Genomic DNA, 24,427 nt, shown 5'->3' on the forward strand with positions numbered 1-24,427 from the left:
AAAAGATATCAGTGTTTTGCAATTGAGAACAATGCGGCATCATTCGCCCATGGAACTTGACGCCCTGCGCACCTTCGCCAAGGTGGCCGAACTGGCCAGCTTCACCCGCGCGGCCGAGCAACTTGGCCTGCAGAAAGGCCGCGTGTCCACCATCGTGTCTCAACTCGAAGCGCAGCTGGGCACGCGCCTTTTGCAGCGCACCACGCGCACCGTGCGGCTCACGCCCGATGGCGAGCAGTTCTTCGAGCGCTGCCAGACGCTGTTGGCCGATGCCGACGAGCTGCAGGCACTGTTCCAGCAAACACCCTCGGCCTTGCGCGGCCGCTTGCGCATCGACCTGCCCATTGCCCTGGCGCGCAAGATCGTCATTCCCCGCCTCCCCGAATTCCTGGCCGCCCATCCAGGCTTGGAGATCGAGCTGAGCACCACCGACCGGCGGGTCGATCTGATCCGTGAAGGCATGGACTGCAAGCTGCGCGTCGGTTCCTTGGGCGAATCAGGCTTGGTCGCACGCAAGCTGGGGGAGCTGACTTTGGTCAATTGCGCCAGTCCGGCCTATCTGCAAGAGCATGGAACACCGCGAACCTTGGCCGATTTGTCCCGCCATCGCCTCGTCAAGTACGCGAGCACGCTGGGTTCTCCCCCTCTGGGCTGGGAGTACATGGACGGCGACGAAGTGCGCTTCCACGACATGCCGGGCGTGGTCACCGTCAACAGCGCCGAGGCCTATGAGGCGGCGTGCCTGGCAGGTTTGGGGCTGATCCAGGCTCCCGTGCTGGGCATGCGCGAGTGGATCGCGGAGGGGAAGCTGGTGATGGTGATGCCCGACTTCAATGGTGCGCCGATGCCGGTGTCATTGCTGTATGCACACCGGCGCCACCTGCCCAAGCGGGTGCAGGCTTTCATGGCCTGGTTGGGCGAGGTGTTGGGGCCGAGTCTGGTTACTTGAACCGGATCTCCGCGCCCGCCAACTTCTTGAGCTGCTTCTTGAAGGGCTTGAACTGACCGTCCAACGGGCAGATCAGCACATGGCCAGGCCATTCGTGCGCGGCGATCCGGTCGACAATCTGGCCATGCTTCTTCCGCTGCCTTGACCACCAGGTCAACTCCAGGATCAACACATAGGTGGCCTGAGCCGGGTCGACGGGCAGCACACGTCTGACCAGGTAAGCGCGGCGAAGCCCCGCGCCATCGCGCCGCAGAATACCGAGGCCATGGGCGCGCAAAGGGGCGTCCTCTTCGCCATCGGGCACGCGCAAGACATGGCTGGTGTCGAGGTGGGACAGTTGCTGAGCTTTGGCCTGCAGCCAGGCATCGCGTTCGCGCCACCGGGTGGCGTAGCGTTCGGCCGCCGCCTCATCGAGGCGCTCCTTGCAGAAGCCATGCGCCACGCCACAGGCGGGCTTGATGGCGTCCGCGTCGAGGTCCATCACGCGGTCCAGAACCTGCAGGCCGGTGGCGTCACCTTGCTTCAAACGCTGGCTGCCTTCCAGGTACAGGCCCAGGACATGGTCGGGGTGTTCTTCGTTGAATGCGATCAACTGCGGCAATGGGTCGGTGTCGGGCTGGAGCTGGATCTTGAGATTCAGGGCCTCGATCCGCTCTTCCGACGTCGGCGAGGGCAGGGCTTCCAGTTCAAGCAGGCGCAGGCGTTGTCCTTGCACTGCCTGGTGCTGCTCCGACCAGTAGTCGGTCACGCGCTGGTGCCAAGCTTCCTGCAATTGTTGGCGCAAGGTATCGACATGCCCGCCCAGCCACAGCACGGCGGCGGAGGGGCCCTGCAGATCGCCGGGCAGGTCGTCGATGAGGCCAGGGTGCTGGGGCAGGGCCTTGAGTCGTTGGTGCAGGGCCGGGTGGGTGTCATCGACCTGGGATGATCGGCTCAAAGCCTGTTGCAGCCATTGGGTGGCCTGTTCCGAGGGCAGGGGGCGGATGGCCTGCGAGGCCCAGCGCGCCGCCAGATCGACCGGTGGCAAGGCCGTGTCGCCCACGTCCTTGAAGGTACGTTCCAGGAAGTCGCTGTAGTGGGCGCCGGTCACGTTGACGCGTTTGAGCGCGCTGCCCATCACCTGCGCGCCCACCAGTTCTGCCGAGGCTGCATCGGCTTGGTACTCGTTGGTACGGGCCAGCACGAAGGTGTAGGCGTTGAAATAGGGCGCGTACCAGGCCACGATGCGCTGGATGGGCTTGCCGGCCCAACCTTGCCATTGGGCCGCAATGTGCTGGATGGTGCCCCAGGTGTTGCGCAACCGGTAGATGTAGGCGCCGAAGCGCGAATGCGAGCCCGCCAGGTGCCCGTACTCGTGCGCGACCACAGCCAGGGCTTCATCGGGCGACATGCTTTCCAGCAAAGGCAAGCCCAGGATCAGGTAGTTGCGCGGCCAGCCGAACAGGCCGAAAAGCGGACGTTGCACCACGGCGGCGTTGACCTCATCTGTGATCAGCACGTGGTGGAAGCGCGGCCCCTTCATGCGCCGGCGCATGTGGTCCATGGCGTCGAACAAGGCGGGCGCCTGTGTTCGCAGCAAGGGCAGGCCTTGAGGCGGCGGCAGCCGGGTGAACAGGGCCGACACGGACGACTTCACCAGCATCCACAGCGGCCAGGCCAGGAGCAACAGCAGCTTGCCCAGCTTCAGCACCAGGATGATGGCCTTGCCACCCGACGCCAGCATCGCGATCCCAGCGCCAGCGATGAGTAGCAGGCCCGCCCCCGCAAAGCCCAGGATCAAAACCAAGATGCCGAAACCCAACAACGCCAGCAGGGCGACCTTGAACTGGTAATGACCTGGCGATTGGGTGCTTTCGCGCTCCAGACGGCGCACCATGCGCTCGAACCGAACTTGATCCATGACTGCCCCTCCCCGGGACCTTGCGTTGTTCAACCTGCCGTCATTGTCAGGCAGAACGGCAGGCTGTCGCCGTGGTCAGAACGCCCCGGGGCACCTGAACTGCTGGATCTCGCGCAGTCTGAACGGGTTGAACGCGCTGCTGGACGTCACTTCCAGCTTGGCCCGCTTGCCGTCCACATTCACCACCACGGTGAAGCGCTCGGGCTGCCCTGAAGGCTGCACTTCGAACCGGTCGAACATGCGGAACAGCGCCCACGGCCCGTCGAAGGTCACGCCGGCGCCACCGGCCGACAGCTTGATCTGCGAGGCCACGCGTTGGCTAGGCCAGTTGACCGTGACCGGCGTGGTGTTGCCCGCGGCGAACTTGGTGACCTGGCCATCGATGTCCAGGGTCAGTTCCTTGCCACCATCCAGGAACTCCAAGGCGCGGAGGTCCACGCGGAAAGAAGGTGCCTTGCCACCACTGCGGAAGAACACGTCCTTGATGCGCGCGGCGCGCTGGAAGTCGGCCAAGGAGGCCGGTGAGGGCGGTTTGGTGCCATCCGTCAACGGCTTGAGCGACCAGGGGTTGGTGCCCGTGTCCACCAGGTTGACCAGCTTGCGCTGGTAGAAGTCGTCGATCAAACCGCCCTGGCCGAAGAACTGGCCGAAGTCGTCCGGCATGACGTTGGCTTGCGAGCTGGCGCTGAAGGGGTAGCGGCCAGCGATGGCGCGCGCGCAGAACTCGGCGATGGGCTTGATCTCGTCGCTCAGGCTGGCGCGCTCGGCCACGCGGCTTTGCGAGGCGCCGGCATCCGACAGCGCCGTCAGCATCGACTTGATGGGCTCGGGCTGCTGGCCGGCAGCGGCCTTGATGCGGTCGGCGCCACCAGCGGGTGGCGGGGGCGACTTGCTCTTGGCGGCGGCGTCCACGGCCGACAGCTGCACATAGACCTCATTGAACATCTTCAGCGTTTCGTCGATGGGCGCGGGCTGGCCGGTGACCTGGCGGCGGATGTCGGCGAAGTGGTCGTCCACGATGCGCTCGATCGGGCCATTGGCCGCATCGGCGGCGGGCAGGGGTTGCGCACCGCTGAGCGCGGCCAGCTCCTTGCGCGCGGCCTCGGCCTTGTTGGCCACATCGGTCAGGGGATTGCCGCCTGCGGCCGCAGCTGGCGCGGGCACCAGCGTGGTTTCGCGGGCCACGGCGCGCAGGTAGGCGGCCAGTGGCGAATCCACGGCCGACACCACGCGCGCCACCTGGATGCTGCGGTCCAGGCCCGTCAGCTTCACCAGGTGCACATCGGCCAGGTAGGCGTCCCAAGTCTTCACGTAATCCTCAAGATAAAGGCGGCGAACGCGCTTGGGCAGCTCGCCGGTCAGGGCGATGTCGCGCAGCTTGGCGGGGTCCGTCTTGGTGCCCAGGATCCAACCTTCTTCGGTGGCCAGTTGCAGCGTGGCTTTCTCGACCGATTTCTGGAAGGCCTTATGGTAACCATCTCGCGTGAACAGGCCCGGGATGCCCTTGGTCAGCGGCTGGCCGCTAGTGCGCTCGAACACCTGCGCGGCGTTGGGACCGGCGGCGCTGGCCACGGTGAACTCGGGGATGTCGGCGCCGGTCTGCGCGCGCTTGAGGCGGCTGTAGACGCGGTATTCCAGCGGGTAGGACACGAGCATGTCGCGCACGCTGGCCACCAGGGCGGTGTCCATGGCCACGGTGGGTTGCGGCGCGCCTTGCGCCAGGGCCGCGTCCAGGTGCGAATTCAAAGCCGCGCGCTGCTCAGGCGTCAAGCTGTTGGCCAGGTTCACTTCCCAGTCGATGCTGATCCAGGCCTTGAGCGTGTCCGCGTCGAACTTGTCCGGCGTGTACAGCATCAGGTAGGCCTTGAGGGCCTCGTAGGCCAGCTCCAGGTTGTCCTTGTTGACGCTGCGCAGGCGTTCTTCCAGGCGCTTGGCCACGCGCGGCATCAGCGCGTGCTGCAGCAGGTGGTTGAAGCCTTGCTGCGCGCCCGCGTCCAGCTTGTCGCCTTGGTACAGGCCCAGGGTGTTGAGCAAGGGCGGGTGGGCGATGTCGAACTCGGCCGGGTGGGCGGCATTGCGCACCAGGTCAAGGATGGCGGGCAGCGGGGTCACGTCGCCCGTGTTGGCGGGCGGGATCGCGTTCACGGCCTGCTGCAGCTCGGGCAACTTGCCCTGGATCTGCGCGATGTAGGCCTTGTTGCGGCTGTAGCTCACGGCCCAGCCCACCAGCAGCGCGGTGGCCAGCACGCCGATGCCGGCCAGGGTCGCGATGCGCATCACCGTGCGGCGTCGCTCTTCTGTCTTGTTGACGCCGACCAGGCCTTGCTCGGCGAAGACCACGTCTTTCAACAGGCGGTGCAGGAAGAAGCTCTTGCCCTTGCCGCTGGACAGCGAGGCCACCTTGCGCTCCACGCCAAAGGCGCGGGCCAGGGTGCCCATGACGCGGTCGATGGGCGTGCCCTCTTGCGTGCCGCTGGTGAAGTAGATGCCGCGCAGCAGCGGGCGTTGCTCGAACTGACCGCCACCGGTGAAGACCTGGGTGAGGAAGTCCGACAGAACAGGCTTGAGGCTGGCGAACTCTTGCGGGAAGGCGAAGACGGCGGCGCGCTTGAGCACCTCGCGCTCGGCGTCCATGCGGTCGATCAGGCGGTCGCGCAGGCGCTGCTCCAGCGCGCCGAACTCGCCCGTGAAATCACCCAGCGGGGTCTCTTTGTCCTGCAAGGGGGCGTCCGCGTTGTAGGGCAGGCTGAAACCCCACACTTGGTCGCGTTCTTCCTTGCTCAGCTCGCCAAAGCTTTCGTTGAAGCCGGCGATCAGGTCGGCCTTGGTCACCAGCACGTACACGGGCACGCTCAGGCCCAGCTTGTCGTGCAGCTCTTGCAAACGCGCGCGCAGCTTGGCAGCGTGCTCCTGCCGCTCATGCACGCCTTGCTGCAGCAGGTCCTGGATGTTGACGGTCAGGATCACGCCATTCAGCGGGCGGCGCGGGCGCGTCTTTTTCAGCAGGGCCAAAAAGCCATCCCAAGCGGCCGCGTCGACCTTGCTGTCGGACTCCTGCGTGGTGTAACGGCCGGCGGTGTCGATCAGCACGGCCTCGTCGGTGAACCACCAGTCGCAATTGCGCGTGCCGCCCACGCCCTTGACGGAGGCCTGGCCCAGCTTCTCGGCCAGCGGGAAGTTCAGGCCCGCGTTCATCAGCGCCGTGGTCTTGCCCGAGCCGGGCGCGCCGATGAAGATGTACCAAGGCAGCTCGTACAGGTGCTGGCTGCGCTTGAACAGCGAAGGCTTGCGCGAGGTCTGCAACACGCCCATCGCCTGCGTGAAGCGCTCGTTCAGCGTGGCCACTTCACGGTCCGAAGCTGATGGTCCGCCCGTCATGCCTTGCACCAGCGCCGCGTTGGTACGCTTGCGCTGCCAGGCGCCATAGGCCACCTTGGCCGCCAGCAGCAGGAAGAGCACGGCGATGATCGCCACCCGCACCCACATTGAATCGAAGGGGCGCGATTCGCCAATCGCGATCAATGGCCCGACCCACCAGACGATGGCCGACAGCGCGAGCAGTCCCAGCACAGCCAGGAGCAGGGGGTGCAAGAGCACTTGCAGCAGCTTTTTCATGCGGCGATCCTGAAAATCATTGAGCGGCAGCGGCGGGTTGCACGAAGAGCGTGACTTCCACGCGGCGGTTCTTGGCGCGGCCCGCGGGCGTGGCGTTGTCCTCGACCGGTTCGGCGTCGGCGCGGCCTTCGGCGCGCATGCGCTCGGGCTTGACCTTGTTCGTTTCCAGCATGGCCTTGACCGCGTTGGCCCGCTCTTGCGAGAGGTGCCAGTTCGAGGGGTAGCGCACCGAGCGGATCGGCTGGTTGTCGGTATGGCCCGTGATCAGCACCTGGCCGGGCACGCCGTTCAAACCATCGGCGATGCGTACCAGCAGGGGCTTGACGCGGTCGGCGATGTCGGCGCTGCCGGGTTCGAAGAAGCCATCGCCCTTGATGACCACCACGGAGCGGTCGGCCAGGTCGGTGACGGCCACGAGGCCCGCCTCGATCTCGGGCTTAAGGAAGCCGGCCAGGCGCGGGGCCGGCGCAGCCACTGGCGGCGGTGGTGCCGTGACCGGCGCGGCCTTGACATCAAGGCTCTGCAGTGCCGAGAAGGTCGCGTCCGATTGGCTGTTGATGCCAAAGCGCATGCCGATGAAAGCGAACATCAGCAGCACGCCGACGATGGCCCCGACCACCCACATGGGCAGGCCGTCGCTCAAACGCGCGGTCTGCGCGGGCACGCCCTGCCAGTGGGGCGACAAGGTCTTGTCGTAGCCGCCGCGGCTCTTGCGCAGCAGGTCGGCCAGTCGCACGCGCACGCTGTCGAGCTGCGCGCGGCCATCGGTCTGCACCTTGTAGCGGCCTTCGAAGCCGAAGGCCAGGCACACGTACAACAGCTCCAGCAGGTCGCGGTTGGTCTCGATGTTCTCGGCCAGCTTGGACATCAGCTGGAAGACCTTCTCGCCGCCCCAGGCCTCGTTGTGGAACTGCACCAGCAGGCTCTGCGCCGACCACGCGCCCGAGCTGCCCCAGGGCGTGCTCGCGGCCGATTCGTCCAGCAGCGTGCACAGCACGTAGCGCGCGGCGATCACCTGCTCGTTGGGCAGGCCGCGTTGGCGGCATTGGGCTTCGAACTTGCGGATGCCATCGGCCAGCGCGTCTTTCAATCCGGCGGGATTGGGGTGTTGCGCCATGGCGCGTATGCGCGGCGCGGCGTTCAGCAAGGGCGCGGCGGCGGACACCAGCGGGTTCAGGCTGGCGCTCATCAAGGCATCGAGCGTGACCGAGCCGGCGCCGGGCGGCAATCCGCCAATCGGCGCAGAAGAAGGCGCGGCAGCCGCAGGTGCAGCAGCCCCTGCCCCCGGCTTGCGCCCCGCGCTGGGCTTGATGATGGTGCGGTCGGATTCGAACGCGGCGAAAGGATCTTCTTCGCTCATGGCAACCTCAAGAACTCAAGGGACCGCTTGGATGATTTGGCTTGGGGCCGCGTCACGCGCGGATGGCCCAGAACTGCAACTCCAGGCCCGGAAACTCGCCGGCGATGTGCATGGCCAGGCCGCCCGAGGTTTCCAGCTGCTTCCACATGTCGTTGCCACGCGTGTCCAGCTCAAAGTAGTTGAACCCGGCGTGGTACGGGATCTGGCGCGGCGCCACCGGCAAGGGGCGCAAGGTGACGCCCGGCAGTTGCAAATTCACCAGGTCGCGGATGCGCTCGACCGTGCCGATCTTGACCTGTGTGGGAAAGCGCACACGCAGCGCGTCGGCCGGCATCTGCGCGCCCACGGCCAGCACGAAGCTGGCGTTGCGCTGCAGTTCGACATCGGGGATGGTGGCCACGCGGATGCCGTACTTGCGGTCCTGCAACTCGATCGGGATCGCGTTCTGCTCCATCACCATCGACAGCGATTGGCGAAGATCTTGCATGACGGCGCGGAAGCAGGGCGCCAGGTCGTCGTGCTTGTACTCGGGCAGGTTGGCGGGGCGGCGCTTGTCGCGGAAGGTGGACAAATCGCCGGCCAGGCTCAGGCAGGTGGCGTACAGGCGCTCGGGGTGCAACACCGACAGCTTTTGCAGGTGCACGAACACGGGCTCGTTGCGGTTCACGGTTTCCAGCAGCAGGAAGTCGGCGATCTCGCCCACGCCGCCTCGGCCGCCCTGGCCCATGCGGGCGGCCAGGGCTTCGCCGCGTTGGTGCAGCATGCCGTGGATCTCGCGCACATAGCCATCCAGGATGGCGTTGTTGGGGGCGTGCAGGGTGGGCGCCACGTAGGTCGTGTCCAGGATCAGGCGGTTGTCGGCGCGGCGCTCGACGATGCGGGCGGCGCCCAGGTGCGTGTAGCCCTCACTGGCGTCGCGCGCCAGGATCAGGCGCAGGTTCAGGCGGCCAATCTGCAGGGGTGCTTCGCGCTCGGCGGCAGCGTTGGTGTCGGCCACGTCGACCTCGGCCACGCGGAAGCGAGGGGGCATGGAGCCGCCCGAGTCCTCGGCGTCGGATTCGGCCACGCCAGGGCGGGCCAGTGACACGGCCAGCACGACCAGCTCGTTGCGGGCGTCCAGCGGCACATCGAGCGCGGCGGGGGCGGCGTCATGGCCGGGGATGTGGAAAGCGGTGCCATCGGGCAGCACGCCGCTGGCCGAGGCGAGGGCGATCTTGCCCTGGGCCAAGGCGGCTTCGTCGAGCACCAGAGAATAGAAACCCCAGCCATAGCCCAGGCTGGAGGCCAAGCGCGCATCCAGCTGATGCGCCAGGTAACGATCGTGCTGCTGGAAATGTTGCGGCTGGAGGAACATGCCCTCCGTCCAAACCACCTTGTTGTGCCAGGTCATATCCGAATCGCGTGTAGGGCTGATCTTGAACTGTACGTTACAGAAGGGGCCTTGCAGGGCGGGGAGACCCCCCTAGCAACTCAAAAATCGCGTGCAGTTTCAATTCTGTCGGCGCAAAATCACCACAGGTTGACTCGTGGCCTGCGGGCCGGTTTTTCATGGAGGGACGCCATGGACATCAAGCTTCACCGACTGGAATCGTTTTCTGCCCAGGACGCCCAGGGCAAGCCGTACAAGGTTTACGGCTACGAGCGCCTGGCACGCGCCTACCCCTGGCTTGACGCCGCGGCGCAATGGGAGGCCACAGGGGTGGTCGAATACAAACTGGCCAATGGTGAACACCTGGACATGGCCCGCGATGGCACCTTGCAAGGGGCGCAAAGCGGGGTGCGTTTGCACCGCATGCATTTCGCCAACTCAGGCACATCGCACTGAGCCTTCCCCCGCGATTCAGGGCGGACATGGCCCGCTGAAGTCTCTATGATGTCAGCTTGAGCCCCCGGCGTGTCCGGGGTGCGCCCATTGTTTGACCTCGGGAGATTGCCCAATGAAATTCGCTCAATTCGCAGTCCCCGCTGTGGCCGCCCTGATCGTGCTGGCCGGCGGCGTGGCTTCCCCAGCCCGGGCCGACGGCGCCCAGGACATCGGCTCCAAGGTGCCCGATGCCAAGGCCATCAAGGAAGGCCTGTTCCCCGAAGACGCCTGCAAAGAGCTGGAAGCCAATGGCTTCAAGTGCATGGGCTTCAAGCCCGCGATCCGCTACTCGCTGCCGGCCTCGTCGTTCCAATTGGGTTCGGCCGAAGTGCCCCCGGTGCTGAAAAAGCAGCTGGACGTGTTCGCCGAAGTGCTCAAGTCCAAAAAGGGTTCGGGCAGCGTGGTGAAGATTGAAGGCCACGCCGATGCGTCCGGTTCGGCCGAAGCCAACCTGGTGCTGTCACAAAAGCGCGCTGACGCGGTCAAGAGCTACCTGGTCGACCAGGGCGTGGACCCGGCTTTGCTGGCCTCGGTCGGTGTGGGCACCAAGGACCTGAAGAACGCGGCCAACCCCTTCTCGGGTGAAAACCGCCGCGTCGAGATTGGTCGCCAGAACTGACCTGGCGGTGGTGAGGGCGTTGTCAGGCGCGATTCAGCTGGAACACGCTGACCGCCTTCACCAACTCGGCGGCCTGGTGCTTCAAGCTTTCGGCCGCTGCCGCTGATTCCTCCACCAGGGCCGCATTCTGCTGCGTGACCTGGTCAAGCTGGGCCACGGCCCCGCTCACCAGTTCGATGCCGCTGGTTTGCTCGTGCGTGGCAGAGCTGATCTCGCCGATCAGGTCGGTCACGCGGCGCACCTGGGCCACGATGTCGTCCATCGTTTGCCCGGCATCGTCCACCAGGCGCGAGCCGGTCTGCACCTTCTCCACGCTGTCGTTGATCAGGCCCTTGATCTCCTTGGCGGCGTTGGCGCTGCGTTGCGCCAGGCTGCGCACCTCGGAGGCCACCACGGCAAAGCCCCGGCCTTGTTCGCCCGCCCGGGCGGCTTCCACGGCGGCGTTCAGCGCCAGGATGTTGGTCTGAAAAGCGATGCCATCGATCACGCCGATGATGTCGTTGATCTTGCGGCTGGCCGTGGTGATCTCGGCCATCGTGCCCACCACTTGCGCGACCACACTGCCACCCTTGGCGGCCACGTCGCTGGCCGAGCTGGCCAGCTGCGATGCCTGGCGCGCTGTGTCGGCGTTGTGGCGCACGGTGCTGCTGAGCTCTTCCATCGAGGCGGCGGTTTGCTGCAGGTTGCTGGCTTGGGTTTCGGTGCGGTGGCTCAGGTCGGTGTTGCCGATGGCGATCTGGCTGGAGCCAGTGGCGATGTTCTCGCTGCTTTGGCGCACGGTGCCCACGGTCAGGATCAGGCTGTCGTTCATGGCCTTGAGGGCCTTCAGCAACTGGGCGGTTTCGTCGCTGCCGCTGGTGTCGATGTGCGAGGTGAGGTCGCCGTTGGCCACGGCTTGAGCCACCTTGACGGCGCGGCCAATGGGCAGGACCACGCCGCGGCTGACCACATGGCCCATGACGAAGAACAAGGCACCCGCGATCAGGGCCGTGACGACCATGACCGCTCGGGCGATGGTGGCGGTTTTGTCGCTGGCGGCCTGGGCCGTCTTGGCTTGGGACTCGATCAGGTCACCCAGGTTGCCCATGGATTTTTCAAGGCTTTCAAAGGCGTCCTTGAAGGCGGGTAGTTTGGCTTGCGCCGCATCGCGGTCCGTGAAGGCCAGGTTGATCACCTCGGTGGCACTGGCCAGGTAGGCGGTCAGCGCGGGGCGAACGCGGGCGGAGGCGCTCATGATCTCGGCATCCAGCGCCAGCTCGTCCAATGTCTTGAATGAATCGCGAAAGCTCTCGATGTGTTCGGCCAGCGCAGCCTTGGTGTTCTTCTCTTCAGCCTCGTCCTTGTTCAGCGAGGCCAGCATGGCGCTCAGCACATCGGCGCGCAAGGCGTCGTGCATCATGTCGGCCTGCATCTGGGCGCGCAAGGCGCTGCCGATGGTGGCGATCTTGGCGTTGTCCGACGACAGCTTGTAGACCGCCGAGTAGCCGGTGATACCGATCAGCACCATCAGGATCAGGCCGGTCAGGCTGAAGCCCAGCAGCTTTTGTTGGATGCTCAATTTCATGTGGTCTCTCCCTGGGCTGGTGGTCAGAACTTGACGGACAAGCCGACCGTCCACTGCCGGTCGGGGGTGTGCTCGTTGGCGCCGATGGACATGGCTGTGTCCACCTGCAAGGTCGGGGTGATCAGGTAGGCCATGCCCACGTCGTAGGTGACGACGGAGCCGCCATTTTTGGCCGAAGTCAACTGGTGGCCGGCCACTTCCACGAAGGTCCGAAAGGCATCGGTCCACGACTTGCCGAGCACCACCGCGAGCGAGCCTGCCACGAAGTGTTTGCCGTCTTCATTGGTGTCGGCCAGCACGCCGGGCATCACGCCCACCGACCAGTCTTGTGGCAACTCCCACTCGGCCACCATGCGCACGGAGGGGCGCACGCCGTGGCCGCGGAAGGCTTGCGAGCCACTGTCCAGGTCGGCGTGGAAGAGCCAGCCCAGGGCCGGGCGGCCTGTGGCGTCATCGCCATCCTGCGTGTGCCATTTCAGGCCCAGCGAGACGTCGGCAAAGCCGCGCTCGCCGCTTTCGCGCATGAAGCCGTCGGTTTCCAGCCGCAACTCGGTGTTCTCGGTGAGGCCGTAGCGCAGCAAGGTCGGCGTCATGCGCGTGGTGGTCTTGACGCCATCCACCTTGTTGCTTTCCGACGCGAAAGAGGTTTCAACCTGGAAGCGGCCTTGGCCCACCACGTTGCTGGACTCGACCGCATCGGGGCGGTCGGTGGCCATGGCCTCTTCTTCGGCGTGTGCGGCCAGCGGCAGCAGCAGGCCGGTGGCCAGGGCGGCCGAGATGACGGGGTTGGTGATGCGGTGTGCAGCCATGGCGGCTCCTGAGTGTGCTGATGGAAAGGGCTACTTCACATCAGTCAGTACTTCAGGATTGATGCACTGCTCATAACGTCAGCTGGGTGGCCAGATGTAGGGCCACGGTGGTGCATCACCAATGTTTTGGGAAATCGCCGAGGGTTTCGTGACAAAACACCGGATTGCGCAGGCTGGGCGAGCGCTAAGGAATCATGTGCGTGGTTTGCCCCGCATTCGCGAAAGTGATCACGCCGCCCCAGACGCAGGTGAGCATGGAGATGTTGTCCAGCGCCGGGAAGTTCTGGAGCATCACCGTGGCGGCGCCGGGCGACCAGGGGGCGGGCGTGTTGGGGATGCAAGGCATGGGCGTCAACACACCCATTGCGGCGGCGGTGGCGGCGGCGACCATGGGGTTGCCCGGGCAGTTGCACATGCCGAAGGGCGGGATGTTCATGATGGGCACGTGGTCCATGATGTTGGCCGCGACCATGTGGCTGGTCATGATGGGTTTGGGCGTGGGCACCAGCGTGCTAGGTGCCAGGCCGAACGTGCACTTCATCGTGGCGCCCATGCAGGTTTGTTGAGGCATGTGAGGCTCCTTAGGCGGCAGGCGTGGCACTGGTCCACACGGTCAGGGCGCTGAAGTTGTCGTGGGTGGGTTTGTGGGCGGCGTTGGCCAGCACAGTGGCTTCAAGCACGTCCAGCCAGGCTTGCGGCGAGTGTGCATCGATCAGCGATTGCTCGAGCACCTCGTCGTCCACATACTCCCACAGCCCATCGGTGCACAGCAGGAAAACGTCGCCATCTTCAATGGCCACGGCCTGTTCGGGCACACCCACTTGCAGATACTCGGTGGGGGTGCCCAGGGCCGATTGCAGCTCGCTGCGCTTGGGGTGGGTGCGCATGTCCTCGGGCTTGATCAGGCCGCCGTCGGCCAGGGCCTGCACCAGGCTGTGGTCGCGCGTGCGGGTCTGGATGCGGCCTTGGCGGAACCAGTACACGCGTGAGTCCCCCACGTGGGCCCACAGCGCGGTGTGGTCGATGAAGTCGATGGACAGCATGGCCACGGTGGTGTGCATGTTGGCCTGCACGGTGCCTTCGATGCGGTGGTCCAGGATGACCTGGTTGGTGCCGACCACCAGGTCGCGCAGCTGTGGCGAGGTGGTGGCGGGCTGCGTGACGAAGCTGTTGAGCACGTTCTGCACCGCCAGCTTGGAGGCGATGTCACCGCCGCCATGGCCGCCGGCGCCATCGGCCATCACGCAACACAGGTGGCGGTCGGAGTTCCAGTGGCCGCAGGCATCTTCGTTGTAGTGGCGGCCGCCTTGCTTGGAGATGATGGCGATTTCAAGTTCCACGGGCGGGGCTTCTTTCAGTCAGTGCTGGCCGTCTTTGAGCTGGTCGATGTGGGCCTCGTAGGCGCGCAGGAATTCGCGGCCGAACAGGTCGTGGAAGTCTTCGGCGGCCTCTTCCGAGATCTGGCCGTACAGGTCTTGAAAGACCTCCCAGAGCTTGGCCTTGCGTGTGGCGGGCAGCAGGCTGTTGATGACCGACTTCTGCGTGAGCTTGGCTTCCAGAATGGCCGGGTCGAAGCGTTTGAGCACGCCCTCTAACGCGGCCTTCATGCCGGCGACGAAGCCGAACTGGTGGGCGCGCAGGTCGTCATACGCATCGCGCATGGCGGGGGCGGGTTGCATGAAGCCCCGGGCGGGCGGGGTCAGCAAGTGCGTCAGGGCCACCTCGACCGAAGGGGAAAACTTCAGCGGGTTGTTTTCACGCGCGACGATCATGGTGACCTCGGCGCGGATCTCGCGCTTGAGGGCGGCGCGGGCCACCAGCAGGTCGACCGTGCCCTTGGCGGACTCGTGCAGCAACTGGCCGATGAGCTTCATCAGCTCGGGCGTCAGGGCGTCGATCTGCAGGCTGGGCACGCCCAGGCCTTCGCGGAAGGCGGCCAGCAGGGCTTGCACATCGGCGCTGCCAGCCATGGCCGCGCTGGTGGCAGGGCGCGGCGGTGCTGCGGGGATGGGGGGCGTGTAGGCCGGTGCGGGCATCGCCGTGCTGGATGGGGCGGCCGGTGCCGCTGGCGGCTTGCTGGCCGGCCGGATGATGGTGCGGCCTTCGGCGCTCCCGGCCTGATCGCCCCAGGACAGCACCGCGCCTTGTGGGGCAGGGCCGGTGGCGGGGGCGACTGGTTTGGGGGCTGTCACCTTGGGCGGGATGAAAGGCGTGTTCAGTTCGGACACGTTGTCGGCCATGGCATCGCTGCCGGCCGAGGCGGGCCCGCTCATGAATGAGCGCAAGGGGTCGGCGTTTTGAGCGGTGTTGGGTCGTGCAAGCGGGTCCTGGAAAGGCGAGCCCGCGAGCGGATCTCCGCTGCGGCTGCTGGCAGGGCCCAGGCCCAGGCCGAACAAGCTGTCGATCGAGTCTTCTGCGGCGGTGGCGCGGATGCCCACGTCGGGCACCAAGGGCGCGGCAGAAGGGCCGCCCAGGCCCAGGCCGAAGTCGTCCGGGATGGCCGACGGCGCGGCGCCCAGGCTGCGGCCCAGGTCATTGGCGGGCACAGGGTCGGGCGCGAAGGGATCCCAGTCCAGGGGGATGCCGCCAGCCGGTGCGCTGGTGGCAGCCGGGCTTGGCGTGCCAAAAGGCGACGGCGCAGGGCTGCCCCAAGCCGATCCGCCAGCACCCGATCCCAGCGAGGCGAACGGGTCCATGGGCGCGGTTGGGGCGAACGCGGGTGGCGCGCCTGCCAGGCCACCGCCGAAACCGGCCAGGTCCGCGAAGGGATCGAGGGCGGCGGCGCCCGCGCCAGCGCTGGTTTCAACCGACAGCACATAACCGCCAATCTGCACCTGGTCGCCCGCCTTCAAGGGCGCTTCAGCGCCATTGCCCAAGGCGCGGCCGTTGACCAGCACCGGGTTGCTGCCCCGGTCGACCAAGGCGAAGCCGCCATTGCGAAAGGCGACCTGCGCGTGCACGCGCGAGATGGTCCGTTCGGGGTCGGGCAGGACCAACTGGTTGGTGTCGGCCCGGCCGATGGTGCCGCCCAGTTCGTCGAAGGACGCGGACAGGCGCTCGGTGGGGCCGCCGTTGAAGGTGAGGATGGTCAGGGTGATCACGTTGGCAGCTTATCTCAACACGTAGAACTGTCCATCCACCACGGCGAGCCGGATGGGCCAGGCGTGGCTGCTGCTCGACTCGGTGGGCAGGGTGCGCAAGATGGGTTGGCCGGTGGGGCCCAGGCATTCCAGCAGGCGGCCATCGGCCACCGGGCGCAGAATCAGGTCGGCGGCGGTGGGTGGGGCGATGCGCAAGGTCTTGCTGGCGCTGAGTTGCTGCACGTGCGCCCTGAACCGGCCGACATCGATGGCGATGTCACGCTGGTAGGCCAGGGCCAGTTCTTCGAAGCGCAAGCGGGCAGCGGCGATGAGGCTTTCGGGATCGCCTCGGGTCAGGTCGATGGCCAGGCGTTGTAGAAAAGCCAAAGCCTGCATCTTCAAGGCGGGTGTGGTGTCGACCACGGGGGCGTCGAGCCAGCGCCAGCGTGGGAAGGTCACGGGCAGGTCCACGGTTTGGGACAGCAGCAGCGGGGTCTCATAGACCTCGTTCTCGGCCAGGGCCCAATCCAGTTGGGCCAGGGTGCGCGCCGAGTTCTCGCTGGCGGGCTGGCCTTGTCGGGGCAGCAGCAAGCGCAGCTTCACCCAGGTGTGGCCGTCGGCCACGTTGGGGGTGGGCGGTGGTGGGGGTTGGTTGGCGGGCAGGTTGATCGGGTGCGGATTGACCACCAGGCCCAGGCGGTTGCCGCCAGCCAGGGTGTACTCGTGCACCGGGACGCAGGCCACGTGGGTGCCGGGCGCTGTGCGCGCATCGACGCTGGCCACCGGCACGCCGTTGAGCACGGCCTCGGCCTGGCAGCCAGCCGCTTCGATTCGCAGTAACAGCAAGCGCTCCATCAGCCCAGGCTCCAGTCCAGCAAGGTCATGGCGGACAGCAGCGGGCGCGCTTGCCGCGAGGTGCCCAGCACCGGGTCGTGGATGGCCAGGGTGGTGGCCACCGGCTCGATCCGCAAGCTCAGGAAGAGTTGCACGCCGCCGCTGCCGGGCTTGGCGCGCAGGCCGGCCTCGCCCACGATGGCGCCGGTGGCGGGCATCGTGGGGTGCAAGGCGACGTGGTCGGGGGTGACGATGGGGTCCATCTCCAGCTCGAAGGGGTAGCGCAGCTTGACCACGGTGGGGGCCAGCACCTCGGGCAACAAGGGCAGCTTGCTGTCGCGCAGGACGCGGGTGCGCAAGGGCGTGCTGCCTTGGGCGCGCAGGCGTAAACGGGCGCGGGCGCCGGCCAGGCTGAGTTCGCCGCTGAGCTGCAGTTGCAAGGCGCAGGCGACCATGTCGAGCCAGCCTTCCAGGCGCATCACGGGTTCGTCGGGCAGGCCTTGGGGGCCCTCGCGCCAGCCCCAGCTCAGCCCGGCCTGGCCCGCCATCAGCGAGGGCTCGATGTCCAGTTGCGCGGCGGTGGCGCCGCTGGTGCGTTCAAAGGCCAACAACAGTTGGTCAGTGCTGGCTTTGAAGTCGTCGTGCAGGCGGGCAAAGCCGCGTTGCCAGGCGCTGCCATCTTGCGCGATGCCGTCGCGTTCCAAGCGGCAGGTGGCGGGCTTGGTGGTGTGGCGCAACTCCAGCAGCCACTGGTCGGCGGGGTAGCTCAACACGGGCGTGGCAACCTCGCCCAGCGGGGCACCGTGGTCGCGCAGGCCGCAGCTGGCGACCTGCAGCGTGTGCCATTGCGGCGAGCCCTCGTGGGCAATGCCCGCCACCAGGCCGTCAGGCACGGGCAAGGTGGGGGCGGCGTGCACCGGCCAGCTCACGGCGGTGGCTTCGTGGCCGCGCCACTCCCACAAGCCATGCCCGCCGGTGAAGGCGACGCGGGGGTGGGTGTGGTCGCCGCAGCCACCCAGCGCGCGCACCTTCACTTGCAGGCGCGCGGGCGGGCCTTCGCCGGGTGCGTGGGTCAGCACGTGCAGCCCTGCTGGCGGCAAGGGTTGGGTGGTGTTGATGCGCAGGCGTGGCGCGGGGGCCGGGCCGGGCGCGCGTTGCCAGTCCTTGTCGGTCAGGCGGTATTCGTGGCGCCAGGCGGTGTCGATGGTGCCGATGTCGATGGCGTCCAGGTCGCAGCTGAGGCGCGCTACTTGCACCTTGCTGGGCACGACGTCGCCCAGGCGGCCCAGGTCGGCCAGGTCGGCGACCACGCGGGCATCGGCGGCTTCGAAGTCGGCAGGCGGCAGGCCGGTGTGCGGGCGTCCGGCGCTGGCGGCGTGCAGGCGTTGCAGTTCATCGAGCGTGCGGCGCACCAGTTGGTGGGGTTTGATGAACTCGCTGCGGCGGGCATCGCCCAGGATGTCCTTGGCCCATTCAAAGCCGGGCTTGTCTTCAAAGGCCGGGCCCCACACGAACCACAGGTTGACGTAGCGGGCCACGCAGGGCCCTTCGGCCAGTTGGTGCTTTTGCGCGTGCTGCACGGCCAGGTCGATGAAGGCGCCGTAGCGATCACCCAGGCGCTCCAGCATGGCCGGCCATTGCAGCGCGAAGTAGGCGGCCACGCGGTGCACGAAGCGTTCGCGAGCGACCTGCGCCAGCAGGTCCATTTGTTGGGGGCTCAGTGACAGCATGGGGTGGTTCATCCTGCCAGGGTTCGGGTGTCGGTCATCAACTGGCCGACGCTTTCGCGCCACCATGTCCACGCTTTGGGCGTGGGTTGGGCGATGGCGGTGATGGGGCCGAAGAACTGCAGCAACTGCGGGGCCGACAAGCTGGGCAACAGCACGCGCAGGATGCGGCGGTCGTACCAGCGCAGGGTGAAGCGCTGGCCTTGCGGCGTTTGCGCTTCGTTCAGGTCGCGCAGGTGCTCGCGCAATGGGCGCAGGCCCAGGGCGCTGACCACCAGCACGCCCCAGTTGTCCATGGTGGCGCTGGCATCAAGCAGCAGCCAGTCGGTGAAGGGCGAGTTGGGTTTCAGCTCGACCAGGTAGGGGGCCTTGGCGGCCTCATCGGGTGGCAGGGCGCCACGGTGCAGGCAGTCCCAGCCCAGGATGTCGGCCTTGAGCAGCACCTCGGTCAGGCCGGGCACCTGCGAGGCATCGATCACCGCGTAGACGTGCGCGTCGGACTGGGTCCACAAGGTGGCTTTTTGCTGGGGCAAAGAAGACGGTGCGGACAAGGGGACACTCCAAATGACAGTGTCCCCGAGGGTATCGAAAAAAACGCGACTTTTGAGGGGTGTTTGCGCCTTCAGCGAAGCATGTTCACGCGCGGGCTGGCCAACGCCTGAGCGCCGCCTTGCTCAGCAGGGCACGACCTTCAGGGTTTGCTGGGTGATCTGCTGCGCGTCCAGCGCGTCCAGGATGGTGTCGATGAGATCGCGGCCGGTGGAAGTGACGAAGTAGTTGGACAGGTCTGTGATGTCCTTGGCGATGTTCGTTCCCCAGGGAGGCGCCTTGCTGCGGTCTTCGTAGTCCCAGATTACCCTGGCCGGTGGCAGCCGCCGCAGCTCTTCCTTGACGATGTTCATCTCGCGCAGGCAGGCCTGGTTCTTGTCCGCGGTCAGCGTGCCTTGGTACAGGTCGTTCATCAAGGTGGGGAACCTCGATCCCCAGCCCTTGGGCTCCAGGTTTCCCGAGATGGTGGAAAAGAAGGCGTGGAAGAAACTGGACGCGCCAATTTCGCTGGTGATGTTCGCGACCTGCAGGCCGATGGTCATGGCATCACTCCGGTTCAATCAGCCCGCTGAGATCAACCGGCTTGATGTGGATGTCGGCTTCGACAGCGCGCCGCAATGTCCCAGGTTTTCTGCGCAAAGCATAAGCACGCATCACGGACAGTGGCGCGAACTCCAGACCGGCGATCGGCGTGTGGCCCACGATCACCGGGGCATTGAAGTTGATGTTCTTTTCATCGTTCAGGGGCAAGTGCCATGTACCCCCGAACCTGAGCCTCACCATTTCGCCCAACGATGAATCCAGCTGGATGTCTCTTTTCGCAGCTTCGTCATTCAAGGCTCCCAGCTGATCATCCATGATCATCAAGAACGCTTCAAATTTTTCCTGGGCTTCTGTCTTGTTCATGGCAAGGGTGCGGCGCTGCTGAGACAGGGTTCAGCGAAGCATGTTCAGCCAAGCCCGGAAATCAGGGGCAATCAACCTCATGTAGCGACGCGAGCAAGTCGTGGGGTCCGGCTCTTCATCCCAAGACCAATAGTAAACATGCCCAGCATCACGTCCGGTGGTCGACAGCACAATGCGATTGTCCGCCGGGTCACGGGCAATCGGCAGGATCTGCCGTGGGATCTGCCCTGCCAACGTGAACCCTTCGAACTCATGCCACAGGCTGTTTTCTCCGTCGCCAGCCAGCGGGAAGAACCAGGCCACCATTGATTCGACCTTCCCGTCCTGGGTGGTGAATCGTTTGGGGCTGGGTGCGCCGCCATTGTGTCGGGTCAAGAAATCCCTGTACGCAGCGGGCAGGGTCAGCCCGGAGCGCTGTTCGAACTCTGCCAGCTCAGTGTCGTTGGCCGCAGCAGCGCTGCCTGTGAATGCAATGTTCATGGAAGTGTCTGCGTGTCCGGTCATGGACATCTCCATTCAGGCCGCTGTGTTCTGCCGTTTTCCGATGGGGTCGAACGACACGGTTTGCCGACCGTTCAGAATTTCCCCTGGCATAAGCTGCACCTGCGTGAAAGTGCAGTCCTCGAACAAGGTGTTGATCAGGCAGGTTGTGGAAAGATCCAGCCCTTCCAGGGTGCAACGCTTGAACACCGAGCCGGACCAATCGGCCCGAAACAGGCTTGTGCGATTGAGCCGGCATGCTTCGATGACGCAGTCCAGCATCTCGCTTTTATTCATCGCTGTGTCCGAGAAGGTGCAGTCCAGGATCTCGTTGCCGATCCAGGTTGAACCTTGCAAACTGCTGCCCAGGCCGAACGATAGTCTGGACAAGCGGCTCATGGCAATGGTGACGCCGTCCAGATTCTGGACGGGGGTGTCCGAGATCTCGATGTCGCGGAGGTCATTCTCGGGGCTGTCCTGAGGACCTGTTTTTTGCCCGGCCACCAAGGCTTCGAACTCTGGCTTATTCAGTTTTCTCATTCTTGATGAGCCCGCGGCCATCCATCTCCATCAGGAATTGTTGGAAGGCATCCTCTGCCTTTTCCTGGTTTAGGCGGTTCATGCTGATTCCTGAAGCTGAGGATCGACTGCGTCAGTGGCCATTCTTGATGCGCGGTGGGCCGTGAAGATCTCGGCGGGACCTGTTCAGTCAGGCCTGACTCACGTCTTTTGCAACGATTCTTAAAATTTTCGAATTACTCCATGCGGATACAAAAGAATAGATTTTGAATCCAATCAGGGAGTCTTCTTCCGCTGCTTCACACGCGTGCGCCAGCAACGGATCGTCGGTTTCTATGGTGCCGTGGCTGAGGGATTTCCCCTCGGGACTGAACCATTGGTACCCAGCCACTTCTGAGAAGACAAGAGTGCACGACTCCTCTTTCCAGTTTTTGTAGTTGACGATCAGTTGCTCTCGTTTGGCCGTGACGCTTTCTATTTCTGCGTCATTCAGGCTCAGCTTTAAAAAATCAAACATATTTGTTTCCAATCATTGGCCGGGAAACGGCTCTCCGGGCAAAAAGCCTGTCCCTGTTCCCGGTTGATAGTTTGCCGGTTTGGCCTTGGTGATCAGGCCTTGCTTATTGGCTTGATTCCAAGAAATCCCGTCGGGCTTCATCTCGATATGGTAGTGCTCACCGTGATGGCGGGGGTTGAATCCGGGCTCTGACGGCTGCAAGCCTTCTGGATGGCTTTCGTAGCGAATTCGGGTGTTGGCATTGGGCTCCCATGTCACACGAGTTGTCCCGTCAGGGGTCGTGCCTATTTTTTTAGGCTCGACACCAAGAGCTTTGCTCATTTCCTCCGGTGTTTTGGGGAAAGTGTTTTTTGGCGGCGGCGGCGGTGGTGGTGGTGGTGGTGGTGGTGGTGCCTCCTCCTTCGGCCGATTCGCCAACTTGCTCGGCGACTGCGCCTCCGACACCACCTCTTTGGCCGCCGAGCCCTGCCCCCGGTGCGGCTTGAGCCTCGGATCCCGCATCAAGGTCGCCGCGTTTTCTTCCACCCAGGCCGCAAATCGTGGCCCCAGCTTGCTTTTGCGCAACTCGGCCACCAACTCGCCGATCTTGTTGACGCCTTTCTGGGTCAGCCACATGGCGATGCCTTGCAGCACCAGGCGGATCAGGATTGCACCGCTGCGGGCGAAGTCTTTGCCCGCCAGTCGGATCTGCACGCGCGGTTGCGGTGAGTTCGGGGCATCCCAGGCGCGGCGCACGGCCAGCTCCAGCAGGGCCGTGAGTTCGCCCAGGCTGTGCCCAATGGAATAGGCCAGGAAGCCCAGCCCCAACCAGCCCAACACCGCCAGGCCCAGGTCGAAACCCACGGCGGCACCACCCACCGCACCCGGAATGGCGCCCGCGCCACCAAAGAAGGCCCCGACCACCGCGCCGATCGCACCGCCCAGCGCCGTGCTGGCCGCCAGGGCGATCAAGGCCTGGATCAAGCCCGGAATCAGGGCGTCGAGGAACTGGTTGAGCTGGTAGCCCGTTTCCTTGTAAACCTCGGCAGGCATCTCCATCACACCGATCTCATAAGCCTCTTTCAAGGCCTTGAGGTTGTCGGTGCAATCCAGTGGCCCCAGCCAGTTGGTCCAGCGGCTCATGGCGGATCAGGACGCCAGCGGGTCCGCGAAGTCCTTGGGCGCGGCCGGGTCGGCCGGGGCGGCGGGGGCCACGGGTTGCGCGCCGCTGCCACCGCCGCCGGAGTTGATGTTGACCAGGGGCGCGCCCACGATGGCCACGCCGGCCGGGCCCAGCACGATGGAGCTGCCACCCGCCTTGAGCGTGAGCATCACGCCGGCCTCCAGGGTGACGTTCATGCCAGCCTTGATGTGCACATCGGTGCCGGCCTTGAAGGACACGCCGGTGCCCGCCTCGCCCGCCAGGTCCTTGGCCGACTTGAGGCTGTACTGGCCGCCCGACTTGATCATCAGGTCGGTGGCCGTTTGCAGGTGCATGTCGCCGCCCACCTTGTGCTTGAAGTCCTTGCCCACTTCCAGCTGGTGGTCGTTGCCGACCTTCTCGGTCAGGTCGTTCTTGATGGTCACGAACTCGTCGTTGCCCACCGAGTGCGACGAGTCGTTCTTGACGTTGCGCAGGAAGTCTTTCTCGGCCTGCAGCCAGACGTGCTCGGAGCCCATCTTGTCTTCGAAGCGCAGCTCGTTCGAGGTCGATGTGCTGCCGCCCTTGCTGGATTGGCTCTTGAGCGTGCTGACCGTGGCGTGGTCGGGCAGCTTGTAGGGCACCGTCTGTTCGGCGTTGTAGACGCGGCCGGTGATGAGGGGTTGGTCCGGGTCGCCTTCCAAAAAGTCGACTACTACTTCTTGCCCGATGCGCGGGATGTTGATCATTCCCCAGTTCTTGCCCGCCCAGGGCGATGACACGCGCACCCAGCAGGAGCTGTTCTCGTCTTTCTTGCCTTCGCGGTCCCAGTAGAACTGGATCTTCACGCGGCCGTACTCGTCGGTGTGGATCTCGTCGCCGCTGGGGCCGACCACGATGGCCGTTTGCGGGCCCGCCACGCGAACGCGGATGGCGCGATCGGGCGAGCGGAACACCTCGCGGCTGTCCAGCGCGGTGAACTGGCAATTGAAGTAAGGCGCCGCGCCGCTTTGCCCTTCGTACTCGCCATAGCCCATCTGGATGCGGGTGGAGGTGACGATGTGCTCGCGGTTCTGGTCCTCGCGCGGGAACTCTTTCAGCGTGAAGCGCGAACCGGTGACCAGGCCGCGCACATTGCCTTCGCCGTAGACCTGCGCGTGCAGCGACTGAAAGCCTTCCAGCCGCAGGTTGGCATAGCGTTCGCCATCGGCCTTGACCAGGTGCCGGCCGGGGTAGTCGTAGACCTCGCCGCTGGCGTGCGAGTGCGAGCGCGCCAGCTCGGCGTTGGCCAGCAGGTTGGTCGAGGGCGTGGTGAAGTTGTAGTCGGTCAGCGAGACCTTGCCGGTGCGGATCTCGTGGTTGAACTGCCAGCGCGTGATCGCCTCCAGGTCAATGGCGCCAGACAGCGTCTCGCGGTAAACCATCTCGGCATGGCCGGCGTAGGGCGTGTGGGCGCTGTCCTTGTTGGCCAGCACCAGCGTGTGCTTGCTGTCTTTGTGCTCGAAGTAGTAGTAGATGCCTTCCTCTTCCATCAGGCGGCTGACGAAGTTGAAGTCGCTTTCGCGGTACTGCACGCAATACTCGCGCACCGGGTGGCTGCCGGTCAGCTTGTCAGAGAAGTCGGAGGAGTACTTCTCGAAGATCTGCTTGATGATGTCGGGCACCGACTTGTTCTGGAAGACGCGGCAATCGTGGGTGCGCGTGAGCAGCCACAGCCAGGGGCAGACCACCAGTTGGTATTCGAACAGGCGGCCCACAAAGCCCACCTGGCCAAAGCGCGTGACGATGCCGCTGAACTCGCGTTTGCCGCCATCGGCCAGCTCCAGCTTGACGGTGATGGGCTTGCCCAGCAGGTCGTTGACCGCGATGCCCTTGTCGTCAGACAGCGCGCTGATGTTGAACTCGTAAAGCTGGCCCAGCGACTCGGTGGCCGACATGGATCGCATCAGCAGCACGTCGTTGCCCAGCGGCGTGCTGATCTCCATCAGACGGGGTGGTACGGGCATGGTGGGGTC

General features: G+C 65.3%; 22 protein-coding genes. 3 read left to right on the plus strand and 19 right to left on the minus strand.

Annotated features, from left to right (window positions below):
• The first annotated feature begins 49 nt into the window (after positions 1 to 49).
• The gene (locus LQ232_RS09405; RefSeq protein ID WP_230180059.1) at positions 50 to 949 is read left to right on the plus strand and encodes a LysR family transcriptional regulator; all 900 of its coding nucleotides are present in this window, start codon (positions 50 to 52) and stop codon (positions 947 to 949) included.
• On the opposite strand, the gene LQ232_RS09410 is transcribed toward LQ232_RS09405, so the two are convergent.
• The 4 genes from LQ232_RS09410 to tssK all read right to left on the minus strand — a co-directional run bounded on the left by LQ232_RS09410 (position 942) and on the right by tssK (position 9,214).
• Positions 942 to 2,849: a M48 family metallopeptidase gene (locus LQ232_RS09410; protein WP_230180060.1), complete on the minus strand. Its 1,908-nt coding sequence runs from the start codon at positions 2,847 to 2,849 to the stop codon at positions 942 to 944. The genes LQ232_RS09405 and LQ232_RS09410 overlap by 8 nt on opposite strands.
• A gap of 75 nt (positions 2,850 to 2,924) precedes the next feature.
• Positions 2,925 to 6,464 (minus strand): type VI secretion system membrane subunit TssM, encoded by a 3,540-nt coding sequence (tssM, locus tag LQ232_RS09415; protein WP_230180061.1) that lies wholly within the window; start codon positions 6,462 to 6,464, stop codon positions 2,925 to 2,927.
• 16 nt (positions 6,465 to 6,480) lie between these two features.
• Positions 6,481 to 7,824: a DotU family type VI secretion system protein gene (locus tag LQ232_RS09420; RefSeq protein ID WP_230180062.1), complete on the minus strand. Its 1,344-nt coding sequence runs from the start codon at positions 7,822 to 7,824 to the stop codon at positions 6,481 to 6,483.
• A 52-nt stretch (positions 7,825 to 7,876) separates the two neighbouring features.
• Complete coding sequence (tssK, locus tag LQ232_RS09425) at positions 7,877 to 9,214, minus strand: type VI secretion system baseplate subunit TssK (RefSeq protein WP_230180063.1); 1,338 nt, start codon at positions 9,212 to 9,214, stop codon at positions 7,877 to 7,879.
• Positions 9,215 to 9,385: 171 nt separating this feature from the next.
• On the opposite strand from tssK, the gene LQ232_RS09430 reads away from it, so the two are divergent.
• Positions 9,386 to 9,649: a hypothetical protein gene (locus tag LQ232_RS09430; protein ID WP_230180064.1), complete on the plus strand. Its 264-nt coding sequence runs from the start codon at positions 9,386 to 9,388 to the stop codon at positions 9,647 to 9,649.
• Positions 9,650 to 9,761: 112 nt separating this feature from the next.
• The gene (locus LQ232_RS09435) at positions 9,762 to 10,307 is read left to right on the plus strand and encodes an OmpA family protein (RefSeq protein WP_230180065.1); all 546 of its coding nucleotides are present in this window, start codon (positions 9,762 to 9,764) and stop codon (positions 10,305 to 10,307) included.
• Positions 10,308 to 10,329: 22 nt separating this feature from the next.
• On the opposite strand, the gene LQ232_RS09440 is transcribed toward LQ232_RS09435, so the two are convergent.
• The 15 genes from LQ232_RS09440 to LQ232_RS09510 form a co-directional block, all read right to left on the minus strand.
• Entirely contained in the window at positions 10,330 to 11,871 is a 1,542-nt protein-coding gene (locus LQ232_RS09440) for a methyl-accepting chemotaxis protein (RefSeq protein WP_230180066.1), read from the minus strand.
• 23 nt (positions 11,872 to 11,894) lie between these two features.
• Positions 11,895 to 12,680, minus strand: a complete 786-nt coding sequence (locus LQ232_RS09445) for a transporter (protein ID WP_230180067.1) — start codon at positions 12,678 to 12,680, stop codon at positions 11,895 to 11,897.
• Positions 12,681 to 12,864: 184 nt separating this feature from the next.
• Positions 12,865 to 13,251, minus strand: a complete 387-nt coding sequence (locus LQ232_RS09450; protein ID WP_230180068.1) for a DUF4280 domain-containing protein — start codon at positions 13,249 to 13,251, stop codon at positions 12,865 to 12,867.
• 10 nt (positions 13,252 to 13,261) lie between these two features.
• Positions 13,262 to 14,020 (minus strand): PP2C family serine/threonine-protein phosphatase, encoded by a 759-nt coding sequence (locus tag LQ232_RS09455; RefSeq protein ID WP_230180069.1) that lies wholly within the window; start codon positions 14,018 to 14,020, stop codon positions 13,262 to 13,264.
• An 18-nt stretch (positions 14,021 to 14,038) separates the two neighbouring features.
• A complete protein-coding gene (tagH, locus tag LQ232_RS09460) occupies positions 14,039 to 15,781 on the minus strand; it encodes a type VI secretion system-associated FHA domain protein TagH (protein WP_230180070.1) in 1,743 nt (580 codons plus the stop codon).
• 9 nt (positions 15,782 to 15,790) lie between these two features.
• Positions 15,791 to 16,615: a hypothetical protein gene (locus LQ232_RS09465; protein WP_230180071.1), complete on the minus strand. Its 825-nt coding sequence runs from the start codon at positions 16,613 to 16,615 to the stop codon at positions 15,791 to 15,793.
• Entirely contained in the window at positions 16,615 to 18,324 is a 1,710-nt protein-coding gene (locus tag LQ232_RS09470; protein ID WP_230180072.1) for a hypothetical protein, read from the minus strand. The genes LQ232_RS09465 and LQ232_RS09470 overlap by 1 nt, the downstream gene beginning before the upstream one ends.
• An 8-nt stretch (positions 18,325 to 18,332) precedes the next feature.
• Positions 18,333 to 18,872, minus strand: a complete 540-nt coding sequence (locus tag LQ232_RS09475) for a DUF4123 domain-containing protein (RefSeq protein ID WP_230180073.1) — start codon at positions 18,870 to 18,872, stop codon at positions 18,333 to 18,335.
• Positions 18,873 to 18,995: 123 nt separating this feature from the next.
• Positions 18,996 to 19,412 (minus strand): immunity 70 family protein, encoded by a 417-nt coding sequence (locus LQ232_RS09480; protein WP_230180074.1) that lies wholly within the window; start codon positions 19,410 to 19,412, stop codon positions 18,996 to 18,998.
• A 4-nt stretch (positions 19,413 to 19,416) separates the two neighbouring features.
• Positions 19,417 to 19,776: a hypothetical protein gene (locus LQ232_RS09485; protein WP_230180075.1), complete on the minus strand. Its 360-nt coding sequence runs from the start codon at positions 19,774 to 19,776 to the stop codon at positions 19,417 to 19,419.
• A gap of 30 nt (positions 19,777 to 19,806) precedes the next feature.
• Entirely contained in the window at positions 19,807 to 20,292 is a 486-nt protein-coding gene (locus tag LQ232_RS09490; RefSeq protein WP_230180076.1) for an SMI1/KNR4 family protein, read from the minus strand.
• Positions 20,293 to 20,817, minus strand: coding sequence for a pentapeptide repeat-containing protein (locus LQ232_RS09495; RefSeq protein WP_230180077.1), 525 nt, complete (start codon positions 20,815 to 20,817; stop codon positions 20,293 to 20,295).
• A gap of 148 nt (positions 20,818 to 20,965) precedes the next feature.
• Positions 20,966 to 21,292, minus strand: coding sequence for a hypothetical protein (locus LQ232_RS09500; protein WP_230180078.1), 327 nt, complete (start codon positions 21,290 to 21,292; stop codon positions 20,966 to 20,968).
• Between the two features lie 12 nt (positions 21,293 to 21,304).
• Positions 21,305 to 22,414 (minus strand): DUF6861 domain-containing protein, encoded by a 1,110-nt coding sequence (locus LQ232_RS09505; protein ID WP_230180079.1) that lies wholly within the window; start codon positions 22,412 to 22,414, stop codon positions 21,305 to 21,307.
• 6 nt (positions 22,415 to 22,420) lie between these two features.
• Entirely contained in the window at positions 22,421 to 24,418 is a 1,998-nt protein-coding gene (locus LQ232_RS09510; protein WP_230180080.1) for a type VI secretion system Vgr family protein, read from the minus strand.
• Between the last annotated feature and the right edge of the window lie 9 nt (positions 24,419 to 24,427).

The organism is Aquabacterium sp. CECT 9606, from assembly GCF_918741295.1.
Classification (GTDB): Bacteria; Pseudomonadota; Gammaproteobacteria; order Burkholderiales; family Burkholderiaceae_C; genus Aquabacterium.